Annotated in this window: 14 protein-coding genes and 1 riboswitch; of the genes, 8 read left to right on the top strand and 6 right to left on the bottom strand. The window is 45.5% G+C overall.

Annotated elements, in window-relative coordinates:
• Positions 1-65 precede the first annotated feature (65 nt).
• The 5 genes from BIZ39_RS01900 to BIZ39_RS01880 all read left to right on the top strand — a co-directional run bounded on the left by BIZ39_RS01900 (position 66) and on the right by BIZ39_RS01880 (position 6,978).
• Positions 66-1,382, top strand: coding sequence for a methyl-accepting chemotaxis protein (locus BIZ39_RS01900; protein WP_187446206.1), 1,317 nt, complete (start codon positions 66-68; stop codon positions 1,380-1,382).
• A gap of 570 nt (positions 1,383-1,952) precedes the next feature.
• Positions 1,953-3,362: a CmpA/NrtA family ABC transporter substrate-binding protein gene (locus BIZ39_RS01895; RefSeq protein WP_187446205.1), complete on the top strand. Its 1,410-nt coding sequence runs from the start codon at positions 1,953-1,955 to the stop codon at positions 3,360-3,362.
• An 88-nt stretch (positions 3,363-3,450) separates the two neighbouring features.
• Entirely contained in the window at positions 3,451-4,446 is a 996-nt protein-coding gene (locus BIZ39_RS01890) for an ABC transporter permease (protein WP_014948244.1), read from the top strand.
• Positions 4,447-4,462: 16 nt separating this feature from the next.
• Complete coding sequence (locus BIZ39_RS01885) at positions 4,463-5,365, top strand: ABC transporter ATP-binding protein (protein WP_187446204.1); 903 nt, start codon at positions 4,463-4,465, stop codon at positions 5,363-5,365.
• A gap of 392 nt (positions 5,366-5,757) precedes the next feature.
• A complete protein-coding gene (locus BIZ39_RS01880) occupies positions 5,758-6,978 on the top strand; it encodes an alginate export family protein (protein WP_187446203.1) in 1,221 nt (406 codons plus the stop codon).
• A 58-nt stretch (positions 6,979-7,036) separates the two neighbouring features.
• On the opposite strand, the gene BIZ39_RS01875 is transcribed toward BIZ39_RS01880, so the two are convergent.
• The 5 genes from BIZ39_RS01875 to ccoG form a co-directional block, all read right to left on the bottom strand.
• Positions 7,037-7,627, bottom strand: a complete 591-nt coding sequence (locus tag BIZ39_RS01875; protein ID WP_014948247.1) for an HD domain-containing protein — start codon at positions 7,625-7,627, stop codon at positions 7,037-7,039.
• 85 nt (positions 7,628-7,712) lie between these two features.
• A complete protein-coding gene (locus tag BIZ39_RS01870; protein WP_014948248.1) occupies positions 7,713-8,345 on the bottom strand; it encodes a thiol:disulfide interchange protein DsbA/DsbL in 633 nt (210 codons plus the stop codon).
• A gap of 308 nt (positions 8,346-8,653) precedes the next feature.
• Complete coding sequence (locus tag BIZ39_RS01865; protein WP_222936423.1) at positions 8,654-10,576, bottom strand: TonB-dependent receptor plug domain-containing protein; 1,923 nt, start codon at positions 10,574-10,576, stop codon at positions 8,654-8,656.
• Positions 10,577-10,665: 89 nt separating this feature from the next.
• Positions 10,666-10,900: riboswitch (cobalamin riboswitch) on the bottom strand.
• Positions 10,901-11,303: 403 nt separating this feature from the next.
• Complete coding sequence (locus BIZ39_RS01860) at positions 11,304-12,287, bottom strand: serine/threonine protein kinase (protein WP_039224496.1); 984 nt, start codon at positions 12,285-12,287, stop codon at positions 11,304-11,306.
• Positions 12,284-13,714, bottom strand: coding sequence for a cytochrome c oxidase accessory protein CcoG (gene ccoG, locus BIZ39_RS01855; RefSeq protein ID WP_014975671.1), 1,431 nt, complete (start codon positions 13,712-13,714; stop codon positions 12,284-12,286). Before ccoG ends, BIZ39_RS01860 begins: the two co-directional genes overlap by 4 nt.
• Before the next feature lie 480 nt (positions 13,715-14,194).
• Here ccoG and BIZ39_RS01850 point away from each other — a divergent pair, with 480 nt between their 5' ends.
• A complete protein-coding gene (locus tag BIZ39_RS01850) occupies positions 14,195-14,566 on the top strand; it encodes a hypothetical protein (RefSeq protein WP_014948251.1) in 372 nt (123 codons plus the stop codon).
• 123 nt (positions 14,567-14,689) lie between these two features.
• Positions 14,690-15,235 carry a DUF3016 domain-containing protein gene (locus tag BIZ39_RS01845; RefSeq protein WP_187446201.1) on the top strand — a complete coding sequence of 182 codons (546 nt, stop codon included), beginning with the start codon at positions 14,690-14,692 and terminating at the stop codon, positions 15,233-15,235.
• A 94-nt stretch (positions 15,236-15,329) separates the two neighbouring features.
• Here BIZ39_RS01845 and BIZ39_RS01840 read toward each other — a convergent pair whose 3' ends face one another.
• Positions 15,330-17,090 (bottom strand): acyl-CoA dehydrogenase family protein, encoded by a 1,761-nt coding sequence (locus BIZ39_RS01840; protein WP_187446200.1) that lies wholly within the window; start codon positions 17,088-17,090, stop codon positions 15,330-15,332.
• A 347-nt stretch (positions 17,091-17,437) separates the two neighbouring features.
• Here BIZ39_RS01840 and BIZ39_RS01835 point away from each other — a divergent pair, with 347 nt between their 5' ends.
• Entirely contained in the window at positions 17,438-18,229 is a 792-nt protein-coding gene (locus BIZ39_RS01835; protein WP_187446199.1) for an SDR family NAD(P)-dependent oxidoreductase, read from the top strand.
• Positions 18,230-18,301 lie beyond the last annotated feature (72 nt).

Raw genomic sequence — 18,301 nt, 5'->3', positions numbered from 1 at the left:
GGCTTCGTTATGAGCTAAGTCGGCTGATAAATAATGCGTGAAACGAAGTTCATTAGGAGCGCAGGATGTTTTTCAAAAATAAAGAGTTGATAGCCGAAAACCAACGTTTGGAAAAGGAAATGGCGGCACATGAAACGGTTAAGGAAGAGCTTCGTGAAGAAATGTTGTACATTGAGTTGAATGCAGACGGACGTATAAGTGCAATTAATGATCTATATACTCAAGCAACAGGATTTAAGATTTCAGAGCTAGAAGGGAAGTCTCTTGAAAGCTTGATGGATCCGAAATCGCTCAAAAAATCGGACGTTCAAGATATGCTAGGCGCTATTAAAAATCATCGTCATTGGCATGGCGCAGTTAGATTCAACAATGCAAAAGGTCATGAGATTTGGGTAAGAGGAATCATACAGCCCATAGACGACGCCTATGGAAATGTGAAGTGTATTTCTTTCTATATGGCAGAGCAAACGCGCAATATTTCTTACAGTAACGAGCTTAGAGACATGCTTGCCGGACTTAATCGCTCTTCCGCAGTCATAGAGTTCAATCTAGATGGGAGCATAATTAAAGCCAATGAAAACTTTTTGAAAGCAATGGGCTATAAGTTGGAGCAAATAGTTGGAAAGCATCATAGGATTTTTTGCACGGAACAAGAAGCGAACTCTGAAGAGTACAAGCAGTTTTGGCGTGGACTAGCGCAAGGACAATTAGAGTCGGGGCGTTATAAGCGTATCGACAGTCGAGGGAACGAAGTTTGGCTTGAAGCGTCGTATAACCCCATACGAAATGAGGATGGCAACCTTTATAAAGTGGTTAAGTTTGCAACCGTAATCACTGAGCAAATGAAGCGGGAGTTCGCCATTTCCGAAGCCGCCAACGTTGCATTCAACATTTCGCAAGAAACTGGAGAGCAAGCTCGTAAGGGAAATCAAGTGCTCGATTCTACGGTTAAGGCGATGAACGAATTAACGAAACAGATGGGCAATGCGAGTGAAGGTATTAAGGACCTAGATGAGCAATCCCAAAAAGTTGCGGACTTGGTTAAAAGTATTAGCGGAATTGCCGATCAAACTAATTTATTGGCGCTTAACGCTGCTATTGAAGCTGCACGTGCAGGCGATCAAGGGCGTGGTTTCGCGGTGGTTGCCGATGAAGTCAGGCAGCTAGCGTCGCGAACCAGTAGCGCAACTGAAGAAATCGTAAACGTCGTCGTAGAAAACAGAAAGTTAACAGAAAATGCAGTTCAGTTAATTGAAGCGGGTCAGGAAAAAGCGCGCGAAGCCTTAGAGTATTCAACGCAGTCAGGCAAAGCAATGAGCGAAATCCAAAGCGGTGCCAATGAAGTGGTAAACGCTATCGGGCAATTTACTAAACGCCTCTAGAAAATTAGCGACACAATCAGACGGCTTTAGTCATTGGCCATATTTGTTCAACCTTGGTATCTGCTTTCGCGCACCAAGGTTGAACACCCCCCCTGTTTTGGTGCACCAAAACGAATTCATTCTCACTTTTCTCTTACCTCAATAGTGTAAATGTTCATAAATTTTAATGGCTTACATTTCTGGCACGATGGGTGCTAATTAATCCGTGCAACAGCAACGTTGCTGTACAAAGCAACGGGTGCAAACACAAATGCGATGGCAGAGTGGAGTGCACAACACTTACCATAGGGTAAACAAATAGGATTCAGCGGAGAACGGTAAGGAAGCATCATCATCTCCGGCATTTATGGCAAGTGCATAATAATAAAAAATAAAGATGGTTTTATAAGCTAAAGCTTTTAATAAACCTCCCTTAAAGATGAGGTGTGTGAGCGGGAATTCCTGACTTACCATTAACAACTTGATGCGTTTGTAAGAACTCCGATATTACAAACACGGCAACGAAGCCCACCATGCTCGACGGTTAAACGTCGTACGCTGGTGGGTTTTTTTTGGCTACGAGGAACACGTATGACTGGGTTAAAGACAACATCACTGCTAAAACGCTTTCGAACGGCGAGTGCTGGAGTATGTGCAGCACTTGCCGTCTCTGTAGCAAGTTTTTCTGCGAGTGTGGCAGCACAAGCGCCAGCGGTAGGCTGGCCTGAGAAGGAAGAACTTAAGTTTGGTTTTATCAAGCTCACTGATATGGCACCGCTTGCTGTGGCGTACGAAAAAGGCTTTTTTGAAGATGAGGGCCTCTACGTTACGTTGGAAGCACAGGCTAACTGGAAAGTACTGCTTGACCGCGTAATTGACGGCCAATTAGATGGCGCCCACATGTTGGCTGGTCAGCCCCTTGGCGCGACCATTGGTTTCGGTACGGAATCGCATGTGGTAACAGCGTTCAGCATGGATCTCAACGGAAATGGTATTACCGTTTCTAATGAAATTTGGGACAAAATGAAGGCGCATATTCCACAGGAAAATGGCAAGCCAGTACATCCCATTAAGGCCGATTATTTAAAGCCAGTGGTTGATGAATACCGCAACGCAGGAAAGCCGTTCAACATGGGAATGGTCTTTCCGGTTTCTACGCACAACTACGAGCTACGCTATTGGCTAGCGGCAGGTGGAATTCACCCTGGATATTATGCGCCGCATAAAGGTGACACAGCAGGTCAAATAGACGCTCAGGCACTGTTGTCTGTAACACCTCCACCGCAAATGCCTGCCACGATGGAAGCCGGCACTATCTATGGCTACTGCGTGGGCGAACCTTGGAACCAACAGGCAGTATTCAAAGGTATTGGTGTACCTGTGATCACCGATTACGAAATTTGGAAAAATAACCCTGAAAAAGTGTTCGGCGTAAGCCAAGGCTGGGCAGAAAAATACCCTAATACGCACATTCGTGTGGTTAAAGCACTAATTCTTGCGGCAATGTGGCTGGATGAGAATGACAATGCTAACCGCCCTGAAGCAGTAAAGATTCTTGCCAAGAGTAACTACGTAGGTGCGGATGAAAACGTACTGGCTAACAGCTTGACAGGTACTTTCGAATACGAGAAAGGTGACAAGCGCGACGTGCCCGACTTTAATGTGTTCTTCCGCTACAACGCTACCTACCCCTATTACAGCGACGCTATCTGGTATCTCACACAAATGCGCCGTTGGGGCCAGATTTCAGAAGCAAAGTCTGACGACTGGTATAAAGAAACAGCTAAAAAAGTCTATAAACCTGAGGTTTATGCTCAGGCAGCTAAAGCACTCATTGCCGAAGGTAAAGCTAAAGCGTCTGATTTCCCTGAGTTTGCAACGGAAACAGGCTACAAGCCGCCTCAGAGCGAATTCATTGATGGCGTGACGTTTGATGGAAGCAAGCCTAACGCTTATTTAGAGCAATTTAAGATTGGTCTGAAGGGCGACACTGTACTGTAAGTGTCAGGTTCAATGGCCCCGACTTCAGTTCTAACTAGGGCGGGGCATAAACAGCGCAATAGCGCACATCATGTGTCAGGAGCAAGCAATGAGCAAGATGACAACCATTCTTCGCCTTCCATCGTCGCCGTCAAACGCCAACTCTTTGTTGAGCCGTTTATATCAATCCACGCCTGCGTTGCTGCTGCCTGTTATCGGCTTGCTAATGTTCTTGGCCATTTGGAATGGTGTTGCAAAAAGTATCGACACGTCGCTGGGGCAGTTCCCAGGGCCCGCACAAGTTTTTGAGCAGGCCGGTGCGTTAATTGACGAGCATATTGCACAGCGCGAAAAAGCAGACGCTTTCTATCAACGTCAAGAAGCAAGAAATGCAGCGCGTGTAGCGCAGGACCCTACTTATCAGCCAAAAATTAGAGAATTCACCGGTGCGCCAACGTTTTTTGATCAGATATGGACAAGCCTTTACACCGTCATGGTTGGATTCTTAATTGCATCAGTCGTGGCGGTTCCCGTGGGTATACTATGTGGTCTAAGTAAATCTGCTTACACCGCAATAAATCCACTTATCCAGTTATTTAAGCCAGTGTCTCCATTGGCATGGCTGCCGCTGGTGACTATGGTAGTAAGTGCCCTTTATGTCAGCGATGACCCGGCGTTTTCTAAATCATTTGTCACCTCTGCCTTTACGGTTTCGCTTTGTTGTTTATGGCCAACTCTTATTAACACCGCTGTAGGCGTTTCCAATATTGATAAAGACCTAATCAACGTAAGTAAAGTATTGCGTCTTACGCCCTTTGCTCATCTCACCAAAATAGTACTTCCATCTTCTATTCCCATGATTTTTACAGGACTTAGATTGTCGCTTGGTATTGGCTGGATGGTACTGATTGCGGCAGAAATGCTTGCCCAAAACCCGGGCCTAGGAAAGTTTGTGTGGGATGAATTCCAAAACGGAAGTTCGGAGTCGCTAGCGAGAATCATGGTAGCAGTGCTCACCATTGGCGCTATTGGCTTTGTGCTAGACCGCTTAATGTTATCGATTCAGCGCGCTGTAAGCTGGGACAAGTCGAGCGTACTACGCTAATTTTGAGGAAAATTTTATGCACACTAAACACTTAGAGTTAGAGCAGGTAGGTATCGACTTCCCCACACCGAAAGGGCCCTTCACTGCGCTTCAAGATGTAAATCTTAAAATCAGCAAAGGTGAATTTGTGTCGTTAATTGGCCATTCGGGCTGCGGTAAATCAACGGTGCTGAATATCGTCGCAGGTTTGCACCAAGCTACTACCGGCGGCGTAATTTTAGATGGCGCAGAAGTGAAGCAGCCTGGACCTGAACGCGCAGTAGTCTTTCAAAACCATTCTTTATTACCTTGGCTTACGGTATACAAGAATGTTGAGCTGGCCGTAAAATCGACCATGCGAGGCAAGAGTAAAAACGAGATGCGTGACTGGATCATGCACAACCTAGAGCTTGTGCACATGACCCACGCCCTTGATAAATTACCCAGTGAAATATCAGGTGGTATGAAACAGCGAGTGGGCATTGCACGAGCGTTGGCAATGGAGCCAAAAGTGCTGCTAATGGATGAGCCGTTCGGTGCGCTAGACGCCCTAACTCGCGCTCATCTTCAAGACTCGCTAATGGAAATTCATGCTGATTTGGGTAACACGGTTATCATGATTACTCATGATGTGGATGAAGCGGTATTGCTATCAGACCGCATTGTTATGATGAATAACGGCCCGGCAGCCACCATTGGCGAAATTCTGGATATTGAGTTGCCGCGTCCGCGAGATAGATTAGCACTTGCAGATAACAAGCAGTACAACCACTACAGACATGAAGTCTTAACTTTCCTTTACGACAAACAAAAGAAGGTTGAAACCGTTTCGTCACGCGCCAACCAAGCGCCTACAACTAACAAACATTCACAACAGCTAGTAAAACCCAGCGGGGTGTCATCTGAAAAAAAAGACGCTAAGAAGTCAGATGCCGCCTAGCTTTATCGGCACCTGACTAGGGCGGAAGCCTTTTCCGCCAACTAACCAAAACCATCACTTTTAACCAGCATTCTACTGCTGGCTGGGTAAGTGTTGACTTCTGGGCCTGTTGGCCTTTGTTGTACAAGTTTTGGTCTAAATGGAAGCCTTTTAATCGCGAAACAGTCCTGCAAGCCTAGTGGGCTAAGTTAAAGGACTGTGACAAAGAGTAAAAGGCTTCCATAACGACCCCTTCGGGCAGCGCCTGTGTGCCATCTATACTGCGTTGAATGTTTTCGATTTAGAACCACTAAACCGTCAAACATCCGCCTTGCCTAGATGGCACACAGACCGCTGCAAAAAATGTACAGCAAAAGCCAGCAGGCCCTCATCAATACCAATAGGGGATACACATGAACACGTTACAAAACTTTGGCATCAAGATGCTGGCGGCATCTGTTATGACAGTACTAGGCGGCAGCGTAATGGCTGCCGATATTCACGCCGCCCTTAGTGATTCAAAAGCATGGGCGGACCTGAATTTACGTTATGAATCTGTTGATCAAGACAATGCATTAGAAGATGCAAGTGCACTGACTTTGCGCACCCGTTTGGGCTTTAGCTCGGGTAGTGTTAATGGCTTTTCGTTTACTGCCGAGGTTGAAGATAGCCGCATTGTATTGGGGCAAGATGAGTTTACTGTGGGGCCTACTGGCTTTAACGTGGGTGAGTACTCGGTCATTGCCGATCCTGAAACTACCGAAGTTGATCAAGCTTTTATTCAGTATAAGGCGGATAACTTTACCGCCAGAGTAGGGCGACAAGTGATTACGTTAGATGACCATCGATTTGTTGGCCACGTTGGCTGGCGACAAGACCGCCAGACCTTTGATGCCGTAAGCGCTAAATATGCGGCAACAGACAATTTAGAGCTGTTCTATAGCTATCTTTACAAACGCAACCGCATTTTTGCTGAGGCGGCAGATTTAGATTCTAAAGATCATATTCTTCATGCGACTTATACATCTAAAATTGGCAAGTTTGTGGCCTACGCTTACCTTTTAGAAGTGGACAACGACACGGATAACGCGTTGGACACGTATGGCGTGAGCTACGATGGAAAGATGAAAGGTGAGAGCGTGAGTTGGGCTTACGGTGGTGAGTTTGCCACGCAATCAAGCGAAGCTGGCGCGGGCGAAACGGCCACCGACTTTGACGCCTCTTATTTAAATGCGTATGTCGCAGCCACGTTTTCTGGCGTGACGGCTAAGGTCGATTACGAAATACTAGGTTCTGACGATGGGTTGTACGGGTTTGCAACGCCGCTAGCTACGCTGCACAAATTCAACGGTTGGACTGATCAGTTCTTGGGCACGCCAGCACAGGGCTTAAAAGATCTTAAGTTATCTCTATCAGGTGGGCTAGCCGGTGGTAAATGGCTTTTGGCTTACCACGATTTCAGCGCTGACGACAGCAGTAACGGTGCTGACGACTTAGGCAGCGAAATTAATGTACAGTATACGAAGAAGTTTGCAGGTAAGTACAATTTTGGCATTAAGTACGGTACTTACGATGCGGGAGATATAAAGGTGGATACCAATCGCTTCTGGATGTGGATTGGTACACGCTTCTAATTGCAATACACTATTACAACGTTATGTTGTAATTAATACTACAGGTCTGGCTGAGTCGTTACTGACTTAGCCAGCCTTTTTCAACGGCCACATCAAGCTGCTGCATAACGTAGTCCCATAAAGCCGGTGCGCAAGATTTAAGGTGAGCATTACGCTTCTCAATTTTCTCCCTTGCAATACCGTGACGCTTCCAGCTTCCTCCGTTGTCTTTCATATTTTGAAATACGGGAAGTACGCGGTCCATTGATTTTGCAAATTCTGCATCGGCGGTTTCCGCTGCTTCAAACTCAAGCCATAAATCGAGCATTTCACTACTAAGTGGACTCGGCAATAAACCAAAAATGCGCTTAGCGGCAGCTACTTCTTTCTCGGCTTGTGCGTCGTGATCTGTTTGATGATTGAAAGCAAACATGTCGCCAGCATCAATTTCCACAATATCGTGAATAAGGATCATGCGAATAACGCGGGTCACATCTATAGGTTTAGCCGCATATTCGCTTAGCATATTTGCCATTAATGCAACATGCCAGCTGTGCTCTGCGGAGTTTTCCTGTCGATAGTTATCACAGGGAAGGGTGATCTGGCGCTTAACAGCTTTTAGCTGGTCAAGTTCACAGATAAAGTCAGCAAAGTCACTTACTGCATACATTGGGATGCTCCAAGGCGTAAAAATGGGCGCCTGAGCGCCCATTTAATTATTCAAGGTCTAACGAGTGTATTGGTTATTAGCCAAATTATTTTTGCTCAGATAGCCACACGATTAGGTCAGCGATGTCGTCGAAGGTCATGTCAGCAGTGAATGTAGGCTGATATTTACCGTTGATAATAAAGCTTGGCACACCAGTTAGGTGCTCACGATACTCGTCAATTTGCTGTTGATTCTTGCGCACCATGCTATTTACGCCGAAGCTTTTAGCCATTTTGTCAAACTCTTCACCGTCTACACCGTTCACAACGAAGATATTGCGAAGGTCTTTCAAGCCAGTGATAGATGCACGTTGCTTGTGGATATAGTTAAAAATAGCGCCGTTCATCGCGTCTTCTTGCTTCATAGCGCGCGCAATAAGCATGGCTTTAGTTGCATCGTCTTGAACTTCAGGTCCAGTAAAACGCATAAAGTTTACATGCACCTTATTGAATTTCGTGCCGTCGCTTTTCTTTTCTTTAATTTGCGCAACGATTGGTTCGAACTGGAAGCAGTGAGGGCACCAAAATGAGAAGTACTCAGTAATAACAGGCTTATCTGTGGCTTCTTTATCAAGCACAGTATAGTGCGTACCTTCTTTCCATTTAGACGCTGGCTCCTGAGCGCATGCTGTTAGTGGCAAAAGCATTGCCATGACAAACATTACTGCAAACTTTTTCATGGAATATAATCCTATGTTCAAAAAACTATTATCGATACCGAGATTATCACAGGCTTGTTCGCTTAACTAGGACCTATTCTACTTCAATGCCTTAGTACGCGACAAGCTCACTAAAAAACGCGACTCAAGGTTTAGGTAAATGCAGTATTTTATATACGCATGATGAACAGAGTCTGAATCATCAGGTCCTAACAGAAACTCAAAGAAAAAGGGCTATAACCATGTATAGCCCTTTATTGTTTGTTGATTTCACGTTGAGTTTTGCCTTTAAGCAACGCTCAACAGAAGGTTCATTAACGTTACATCACTTACATGCTGTAGTTAACTGAAAGTAGAGCGCGACGCTCTTGGCCTGCATAACCTACAATGTCTTCATAATCAGTATCAAATACATTGTCGACCTTCAACGAGACCTGCCACTGCTTATCTATCTGATAGCCTAAATTAACGGTTGCAAGCGTATAGGCTGACAGCGACAGAGTCTGAGACGGTTCAGGGAAAGGAGGGAAGAAGGTGTCGTAATGACTCCCTGTGTAAGCTAGCTTGGTGTAAAAGCTGAATTTCTCCGTTCCAAAGTCAGTGTTGTAGGTTAATGAGCCTTGGTGACGGGCACGACGCAGTTCAGTGGTTGTTATACCATTATCGGTTTGTTCCGCATCTAGATAACTATACGCTGCGGTAAAATCACCATAGCCACTGTCCCAGTTAAGTTCTAGATCAATACCTTCTCGCGAGCTCTCACCGTCGATATTATCGGCACTATATGCACCCAAATCTGACACAAATACGAAGCCATTGATTTCATCTTCAAGGTCGGTAGTGTATGCGCTGATTTGTGCAGACAGTGATTTCCAGTTTGCCTTAACGCCTATTTCCCATTCTTCACTGGTTTCAGGTTCTAAGTTTGAGTTGCCGATGAAGCTTGCAGGGAAGTAGCCAAAGCGCTCGGTGAAGGTGGGGGTTTTAACAGCTTTACCATAGCTGGTAAAAACAGCGTAGTAATCGTTAAGCTGCCACGTAAGGCCACCGCGATAACTTACGGCATTGTCGAACTCACTGTTGTTGTCGAATCGTGCGCTTAGTGTTGCGGTTAGCGACTCGGTTAGCTGGCCATTTGTCTCGGCAAATACGCTATAAGTATTGTCGTGCTGCTTCTGGTTCGGATCGCCAAATGCAATTGGGCCGCGCTGGGTAAAAAGGCGCTGTAGGTATTCAACACCACCAGCAAAATCCCAGTTATCCATGGTATAGAAACCTGTCCAGTTTAACTCTATGCGCTCACCAGTGGTGCCGCCAGTGTCTGCACCTGACTCGGTGTTATCGTTATCGTCTTTGCGATAATGCGCACTTAGCGCTGAGCGATAACCTGTATTTTCCGGAGCAAATTCCCATCTTAATTTCGCACTAATTTGTGAACCATCCGTCACGTTATCTGAGTCAGCAGGAAGGCCTGTCGTCACAAAATCAGTGCCGTCGTAATCATTCTCGTACTGAACCGTGCGAAGGTTAGCTATTAACGTATGCTCCGACGTTGCGGCATAATTAATATTAATACCAGCGGTCATGTTATCGTAGCCATCATCTTCGTTACCAACACGAGATACGTTGTCGCCGTCGGTGCGAATGTAGCTGGCGTATGCTGAAACACCCACGTTATCGCTTTGCGAGCGCGCGTTCATGCTGCCCTGCAATGTACCTTGTGTGCCAACGCCAGCAGAGAAGTCTACGTGTGACGCATTATCGGCAAACTGGCCTGACTTCGTAGTAATGCTCAATACACCACCGATAGCCCCGCTGCCCCATCTTGCGCTTTGCGGGCCTCGAAGAAGTTCTATGCGCACCACGTTTGTACTAGTTAAGTGAGCAAGGTCAACCAGGCTTCCTTGGCCTACGTCGTTGGCAACAACGCCATCAATTAAAACAAGTAGATGGTTGGTTTCACCGCCGCGCACGCGCAGCTCTGTTAAGCCACCAGGACTGCCTGACTGAGACAAGCTAACGCCAGGTAGGCCGCGAATTAGATCGGTAAGTTGAAGTGCGCCCGAAGCTTTAATGTCGCTTTCAGTTAGCACCGAAACTGAACCAGGAAGTTTGGTTAACGAAATAGGCAAACGCGTGCCTGTTACTGTTAAGGTTTCAATATCTTGGTCATAAGTTTGAGCAAAGGCAGGTGTGCTTAAGCACGAAATAACTGCAGCGCTAAGGGCTGCTTTAGTAAAATGTGTACGCATGGTTTTTATGTTGTCTTTGATGCGCTCCACCCGAGCACATGATTAGGGAAAGTGCGCGTTTTTGCTTAATTATGGATGTGAGCAAGCAAACGACACCATGAAGTACAGGCCGGTATCCGGGCTTACTCACCATTACTAAAAATGTAATAGCTCTTTTGCCTTCCCATCTAATGGCGTTAAATACCTAACGCATAAAAGACAGTGGCGTATGAAAAGAAAACGACAACGCGTTGAGTTTACCGTTGCGGGGGCAGCATCAGTTTTTCACTGATTTCCCGTTTAACCCTTGTCGCCGTAGTTAATACCAATCCGCATAGATCATTGCCCACTCAGAAGGCGCTGGCAAGCTTCATAGCAAAGCGTGGGAATGCAGGAATGGCTGTTCCCTTTCAAATTCCCAGAATGCAGCTAGGAAGCTTGCCAGACCTTCCCGAAGGGCGAGTTTAAAATGTTCGTACTCTTTGTTGTGTTACCTTGATGTAGAACCACTATACCTACGGTAACACGCCGCGATTACGAACATTTTAACTCTCGCTGAGTGGGTAATTATCTATGCGGACTGGTATAATACGGAGCTAGACAAGAGCACCTACACACTGTCGATTATATCTAAGTTAAAAAGTGATAGCGAATATGGTTTCTTATACCTTACGCTTTTTCGTAACCGCCATAAGATTATCGACAACGGTCATGGAAAAAGCGTTTTTTCAGCAGTAAAGGGGCTGGCTCAATATCCTAATTTCAGTGGAGGCTCTTGAAGGGCCGATAGCTGTTCTTTCAGAGCAAGTATTTGGCCTTCCCAGTATTTGTCTTCAGCAAACCAAGGAAATGCCCGCGGAAAAGCAGGGTCTTCCCAGCGTCGTGAAAGCCATGCCATGTAATGCACCATTCGCATAGCGCGCAGGGGCTCAATAAGTGGCAACTGTGCAGTGTCAAACGGGTGAAACTCCTCGTATGCTTCAACCAAAGTATCGAGCTGCAATAGTTGTTGTTGGCGGTCGCCGCTTAGCATCATCCACAAATCTTGGATAGCAGGGCCCATGCGGCAATCATCTAAATCAACGAAGGTAGGGCCATCGCGCCACAGTATATTGCCTGGGTGGCAGTCACCGTGAAGCCGAATACTTGATGTTGGCTTATACGCTTTTTTCGTGGCATCAATAACGGGGTTAAGTATGGCAAAAAATGCTGTCTTTAGATGCTCTGGCAGCAGTGTGCTTTTCATAAGCACCTGCTTCGGTTCATCGAGGTAACTTTCAATACCAATCGAGGGACGATGTGCAAACCCTTTAGCATGGGCCACGCGGTGGATACGGCCAATGAAACGCCCCATCCATTCGAGTTGATCAAGGTTGTCATTTTCGAATTGTCTACCGCCCACCGAAGGAAATAACGCAAATCGATAGTCAGTTTCGGCCACGGTGTGATGATGCAGCGTGCTGCCATTGAGAGAAATGGGCGCAGCCAATGGAATTTCGTTATCGATTAGCTCTGCAGCAAACGCGTGTTCTTCAAGAATTTGAGCGTCGGTCCATCGACCTGGGCGATAGAATTTTGCTACATAGCGCTGACCGTCTTCAGCCAAAAACTGGTAGACGCGGTTTTCATAACTATTTAGTGCTAGCAAACCGCTTTGAAGAAAAATGCCCTGACTTTCCAGGGCATCTAATATGGTATCTGGGCTAAGCCCAGAGAATGAAAAATCTGTCATCGATAAAGGAACTTAGTTGGCTCATCAACGGTAACCGTTTCGCCATCAATAGTGGTGGTTACACTGATAAAAATATCGGTAACCGTATCTTCCAGATTATAGGCGTCAGTTGCAACTGAAATTGGCGTGCTATACACCGCACCGCCTTCAACTGTTACAGTTTGCTCACCAATGTACTTGTAGTCAGGCAAACCTTTTACAGCAATAGAGTAGGTTTGGGTTTGCTGAGTTTTGTTAAGTACTTTTATTGTATAAACGTTCTCAATTAGCCCTTCATTCGTTTCGCGGTATAGCGAGTTTCTGTCGCGGATAATGTCAACTTCGGTGGGGCTGCGCATCCAAATATTGGCAAACAGCAAGCCTATCATCACCACTAAAACCACAAAGTAACCAATTAACTTTGGACGTAAAATGTGAGTCTTACCGCCAGCTAGTTCTTCTTCAGAAGTAAAGCTGATCAGGCCTTTAGGATAACCCATTTTATCCATAACACCGTTACAGGCATCAACACAGGCGCCGCAGTTGATGCATTCGTATTGTAAGCCATTTCGAATATCGATACCGGTTGGGCATACCTGAACACACAGGTTGCAGTCTATACAGTCGCCTAACCCTTTTTCTTTTACTTGCTCGTGACTAAGTTTGCGTGGTCGCGGGCCGCGTTGCTCTCCACGCTTTGCATCGTACGATACAGTAAACGTGTCTTTGTCGAACATGGCAGACTGAAAACGCGCATACGGGCAAATGTGCGTGCACATGATTTCGCGCATGTAGCCAGCGTTTCCGTACGTACATACGGCAAAGAAAATAACCGATAAACCTGCCCAGAAGCTGGTGTTAAATGTTACAAAATCGATAAACAGTTCATCAATTGGCGTAAAGTAGCCAACGAAGGTTAAAGCCGTTAACAGCGCTACCAATACCCAAGCGGTGTGCTTAGCTGTTTTACGCAAAAATTTATCTGCATCCATTTTGCGTGCATCTAGCGCTATACGCTTGTTGCGCGGGCCTTCGAATTTCTCTTCGAACCACGTATAAATGTATACCCACGTTGTTTGAGGACACATAAATCCACACCACACTCGACCAGCGAAAGTGGTGACGAAGAACAGCGCAAAGGCGGAAACAATAAATATATAGGCCAGTAAAGTGAGATCTTGAGGCCATAAGGTTAGAGAGAATATAGTAAATCGCTGCTCACCAATATCGAGTAGCACGGCTTGATGCCCGTTGTACTGAATCCATGGAATGATGGCAAAGAGGCCCAAAAAGAAAAGGCCAAACATGCGTCTAAACGTCTCCAGAGGGCCTTGTACAGCCCGCACATAAATACGGCTACGAGAGTCGTGGCGTTTACCCTCAGGTCCACCTTTGGGTTTATGTACTTTTACCGGTGTAACGGTCTTTACCGGTATTTGTTCATTCATAGCTTAACCTTATGTGACGTAACGAACTGCCTGTGCAGTATAACTGCGTTCAAAACGTCATATTTAATGTAGATCAATAATGCGGCGTATGGTGTATCTTTTTAAAGTTTCAGTCAATACTGAAACTTCAGAACGTAAGTCGTTTTTTGTTTTGATTTCCTCAGTCTATGTAACTTTGTAAATAGTTAAATACAGCTACGTGAATAATGAGGATTAATATAACGGCCAGATGCCATTTGATGCCCAACATCGACGATTAGGCTTTACCTACTATACATGAGTATAGTTTGCTGTATTTACAGGTAAACCGATATGACCCTATTATCGTCGATAATAATGTGGTCAATTACCGTTTGAATCGTGTACAGTGAGCATTGTGAAAATGTAAATTGGCAAAGTGTAGTTGAGCACATAGTGAGAAAGGTGCTAAAAAATTGGCGCTATTTGTAGTCAACGTCTGTCAAAGTTAGCTGAGAAGTCATGTTAAGGTTCTTTATCATCGCTGCTGAAATTATTGTTTTGGTAATTGTGCTGCGGTCTCCTTTTGTTCAGTATCTCTTTGAAGATATCCAGAACTCGCTTTCTGAATGGCTAGTTTCAATTGCCACCTTACCGGAGCGAGAAGAACTGCGTAGTTTACAAGATAAAATTAATATCCAGCTGAGTCCCTTAAAGCCTTACCAGCAAACATATGTTCAGCAAATCACCGCTGATAGCGCAAGTGTTAAACGTTTTTATCACACCTATTGTGAAAAGGACGATATAAACCCCAACTTTACGGGAACTAAACGCGTTCAACTATGCCTAATCATTAAACAGTCGTCAGTTATGCAAGTAGCAAAGCGAGACTAGCCAATTTTAACAAGGCTGGTTAAATATAAAGCTGATATAAAAGCCGACAATTGCTGCATGCTAAGCTTTCTCTAAATGTCTTGCTAACTCATAGTTTAAACGACTGAATTTAGGAGCATAAAAGTGAATAAATTACGTACTTTTTCTTGTTTAAGCTGCGCCACAGCGGTGGGACTCCTTACCGTTTTTGCTCCCACTCAAGCCGCTGAGGTGAAGATAACGTGGGAAGAACCTGAGTCTTATAGCGATGTAAGACCAACCAATGAATCTCGTAAACGGTTCCGCGAACGAACGCTACAAGAGCTTGAAGAACATATTGTAGATTTGGCCAGTGATTTACCTGAGTCGCAAGTGCTGTCAATGACAGTAACAAATGTTGATTTAGCTGGCCAAGTTTGGCCAAGCCAGTTTGTCGGTTTCGGTAACGGCGCCGGTAGCGACGTCCGTATCATTAAGCGCGTTGATATTCCTAGAATGACATTTAGCTACTCGTTGGCTAATGCCGACGGTCAGGTCATTTTAAGTGGTGAAGATGTGAAACTTAAAGATATGGATTTTATGGAGTCGAATATTCGTCGCAATCGCGCGGAATCGCTTTCTTATGAAAAAGCGATGCTTAACGATTGGTTTTCAGATACCTTTTCAACCCAAGTAGCAGCGAACGACTAATAGTTTCGTTCAAGTCATAATAAAAAAGGTCACATATAGTGACCTTTTTTGCATTCATAGCCCATATTTCACGGGCTATAGCAATATAAGCTGCCTACAGATAATCAAACTCATTACCTGATATTGCAAGGGTGCTTTCAGGGCCAGCTTTATAAGCGGCTTTGTGCGCATCGCGACGTACCAAGATACGTTCCATATAGAAGTCACGTGTCTTCATCTTAGACGCTGCAAGTACCGCATTACCTGATGCCTGCGCTTTGTCAGCCATGCTATACCACAGTACACCAATCAAGGAATAGGCGCTGTATGCCAAGTAATCACAAGCAGCGGCTGCAGCGGTGGTGGCATCCATACCTAAGCAATCGGCTGAAGATGCACGCCAGTCATCAAGAATTCCTTGAGCCAGACCCTTCGCCTCACTGTCTTGAATGTCGCTAACTAAAGCGTTAAACGCATTATAGGTCGCTTCCATCATTTGACCGCCATCTCGGGTAAGCTTACGACCAATAAGGTCTAGCGCCTGAATACCGTTGGTGCCTTCATATAACATAGCAATGCGCACGTCGCGCATAAGTTGTTCCATACCCCATTCACGAATAAAGCCGTGACCACCAAATACTTGTACACCTAGGCTGGTGGTCTCAAGGCCCATATCCGTCATAAAAGCTTTGCAGATTGGAGTTAAAAACTGAAGTATCTTGTCGGCATCTTCTTTTTCTTGACCTTCACCAAGCTTCTCAACGTCCATAAACTTGGCATAGAAAAGTGAAAGTGCACGGCAGCCTTCAATCAGTGATTTCTGCGTAAGTAACATACGCGCTACGTCAGGTTGAAAGACGATCGGGTCTGCTTTGCCTTCTGGATTTTGAATACCCTGAGGTGCGCGAGACTGAACGCGTTCGCGGGCATAGGTCAGCGCGCCTTGGTAAGAGGCTTCTGCCGCCCCTAAACCTTGCAGACCTACTTGGAAGCGTGCATCGTTCATCATGGTGAACATACATGCTAGGCCTTGGTTTTCTTCACCAACAAGGTAACCCGTTGCACCGTCAAAATTCATCACACAAGTCGGGCTCGCTTTGATCCCCATTTTGTGTTCGATGCTTCCCACTGACAAGCTGTTCGCCTCGCCAGGCTCATTGCTGGCATCTGGAAGGAACTTGGGCACTAAGAATAAGCTGATGCCTTTAACGCCTTTGGGAGCATCAGGCAGACGAGCTAGAACAAGGTGAATAACGTTCGAGCTCCAATCATGATCGCCTGCGGTAATAAAAATCTTATTACCGGTGACTTTATAGCTGCCGTCGCCTTGTGGCTCAGCTTTGGTACTAAGCAAGCTCAAATCTGTTCCTGCGTGAGGTTCGGTCAGGTTCATGGTACCTGTCCACTCACCGCTGATTAGCTTAGCAAGGTAGATATCTTTTAATTCTTTACTGGCGTGCTTAGTAACCGCAAGTGTTGCGCTTTCAGTAAGCATGGTGGTTAAACGCCAGCTTAAGTTCGCCGCGTTTAGCATTTCGTGAACAGGCACAGCCATGGTGTACGGCAAGTCTTGCCCGTCGTACTCGGCAGTACCTAGCATTTCATTCCAGCCGTTAGCAACATATTCCTGATAGGCATCAGCAAAGCCTCTAGGCGTGGTAATGCTGCCGTCTTTTAGCGTACAGCCTTCTTCATCGCCTTCACGGTTAAGAGGGGCAACCACATCCAAAGCAAACTTTGCACCCTGTGCAATAATTTCGTTGGCAAGTTCGCTATCAAAGTCGCTGATACCGAGCTTTTCGTAGTGAGCATCAAGTCCAAGCCAGTCTTTTAACAAGAACTGAAAATCAGTCGTAGGGGCGTGGTACAGAGGCATGGATGACTCCTTTTTCAAACAAGTGTTTTAATTTTGTCTATTATAGTCACAAAAAGCGTAGTCCGAATAGTCCGTTAAAGGAAAGTTAATAATAAATTTGGATGATGTGGGTAATGATCTATGCGGACTGATATGAGAGAAACACATAGGTTTACCAAGACTCGTGGACTTTAAATGTGCAGTAAAGGTCACACAGGCTCTGATGATGATGACTGACGCATTGATGTTAATATAGAAAAGTGAACTCAAGTGGTAAGCTCGCTTGCAATTCAAATTCTCACTGGCATGCTTAGCCTATATTGAAATAACCCGTTCACATACGCACAAGCAACACGGTACATAAAAACATGAATCCAGAAAGCGCGAAGAAAAACCTTAAATATAGCAGTGATGATGCGCAGAGCCCGGTTTGCATTGTAACGGGGGGAAGCTTGGGTATCGGTTTTGCGGTATGCAAGCTGTTTAGTCAAAACGGTTATCAAGTCATTAATTTAGATATCAGAGACTTTGAGCAAGTGTTACCTAATGTTATCTGGAAGCCGTGTGATGTAAGTGTTGTGCGTGATATTGAAGCCGCGGTGAATGAGGTTATTAGTTCTTATCAACGCATAGACGCATTGGTGTGTAATGCCGGTATACATGTTTCAGCAACCATTGAAAACACTGATGAAGCGCTGCTTGATAAGGTACTAAACTTGAACGTAAAAGGGGCGTATGGCGCGATTAAGTCTTGCCTGCCAACCATGAAAGAGCAGGGCAGCGGCGCGATTGTGGTGATGGGCTCAGATCAGTCCTTTATTGGAAAGCGCAATTCGTTCGCCTACGGTGTCAGCAAAGGTGCGTTGGCGTCTATGACGAAAACCACCGCGCTTGACTACGCACCCTATAATATCCGCGTTAACGCGGTATGCCCGGGTACCATCGAAACCCCTCTATTTCATAACGCCATTGATAATTATGTGGCACGTTCTGGGGCAGATAAAAATGAAGTGGTAGCTGAAGAAGCCGCTGCACAACCTATTGGACGTTTGGGCCAGCCCGAAGACGTAGCTGAATTGACTTATTTCCTATGCAGCAACAAAGCGTCGTTCATCACGGGTAGCTTGTATGCGGTGGATGGGGGCTACACAGCACAATAGATAGAGCTGAACAGAAAAGCAACGCGAAATGCCTTATCAGCAATAGCATAAACCAAGGTTTTATAAACAAAG

This window comes from Alteromonas sp. BZK5 (genome assembly GCF_014349115.1).
Taxonomy (GTDB): Bacteria; Pseudomonadota; Gammaproteobacteria; order Enterobacterales; family Alteromonadaceae; genus Alteromonas; species Alteromonas macleodii.
The sequence above is the reverse complement of the archived record's forward strand: the minus strand, read 5'-3'. Positions and strand labels throughout refer to the sequence as shown.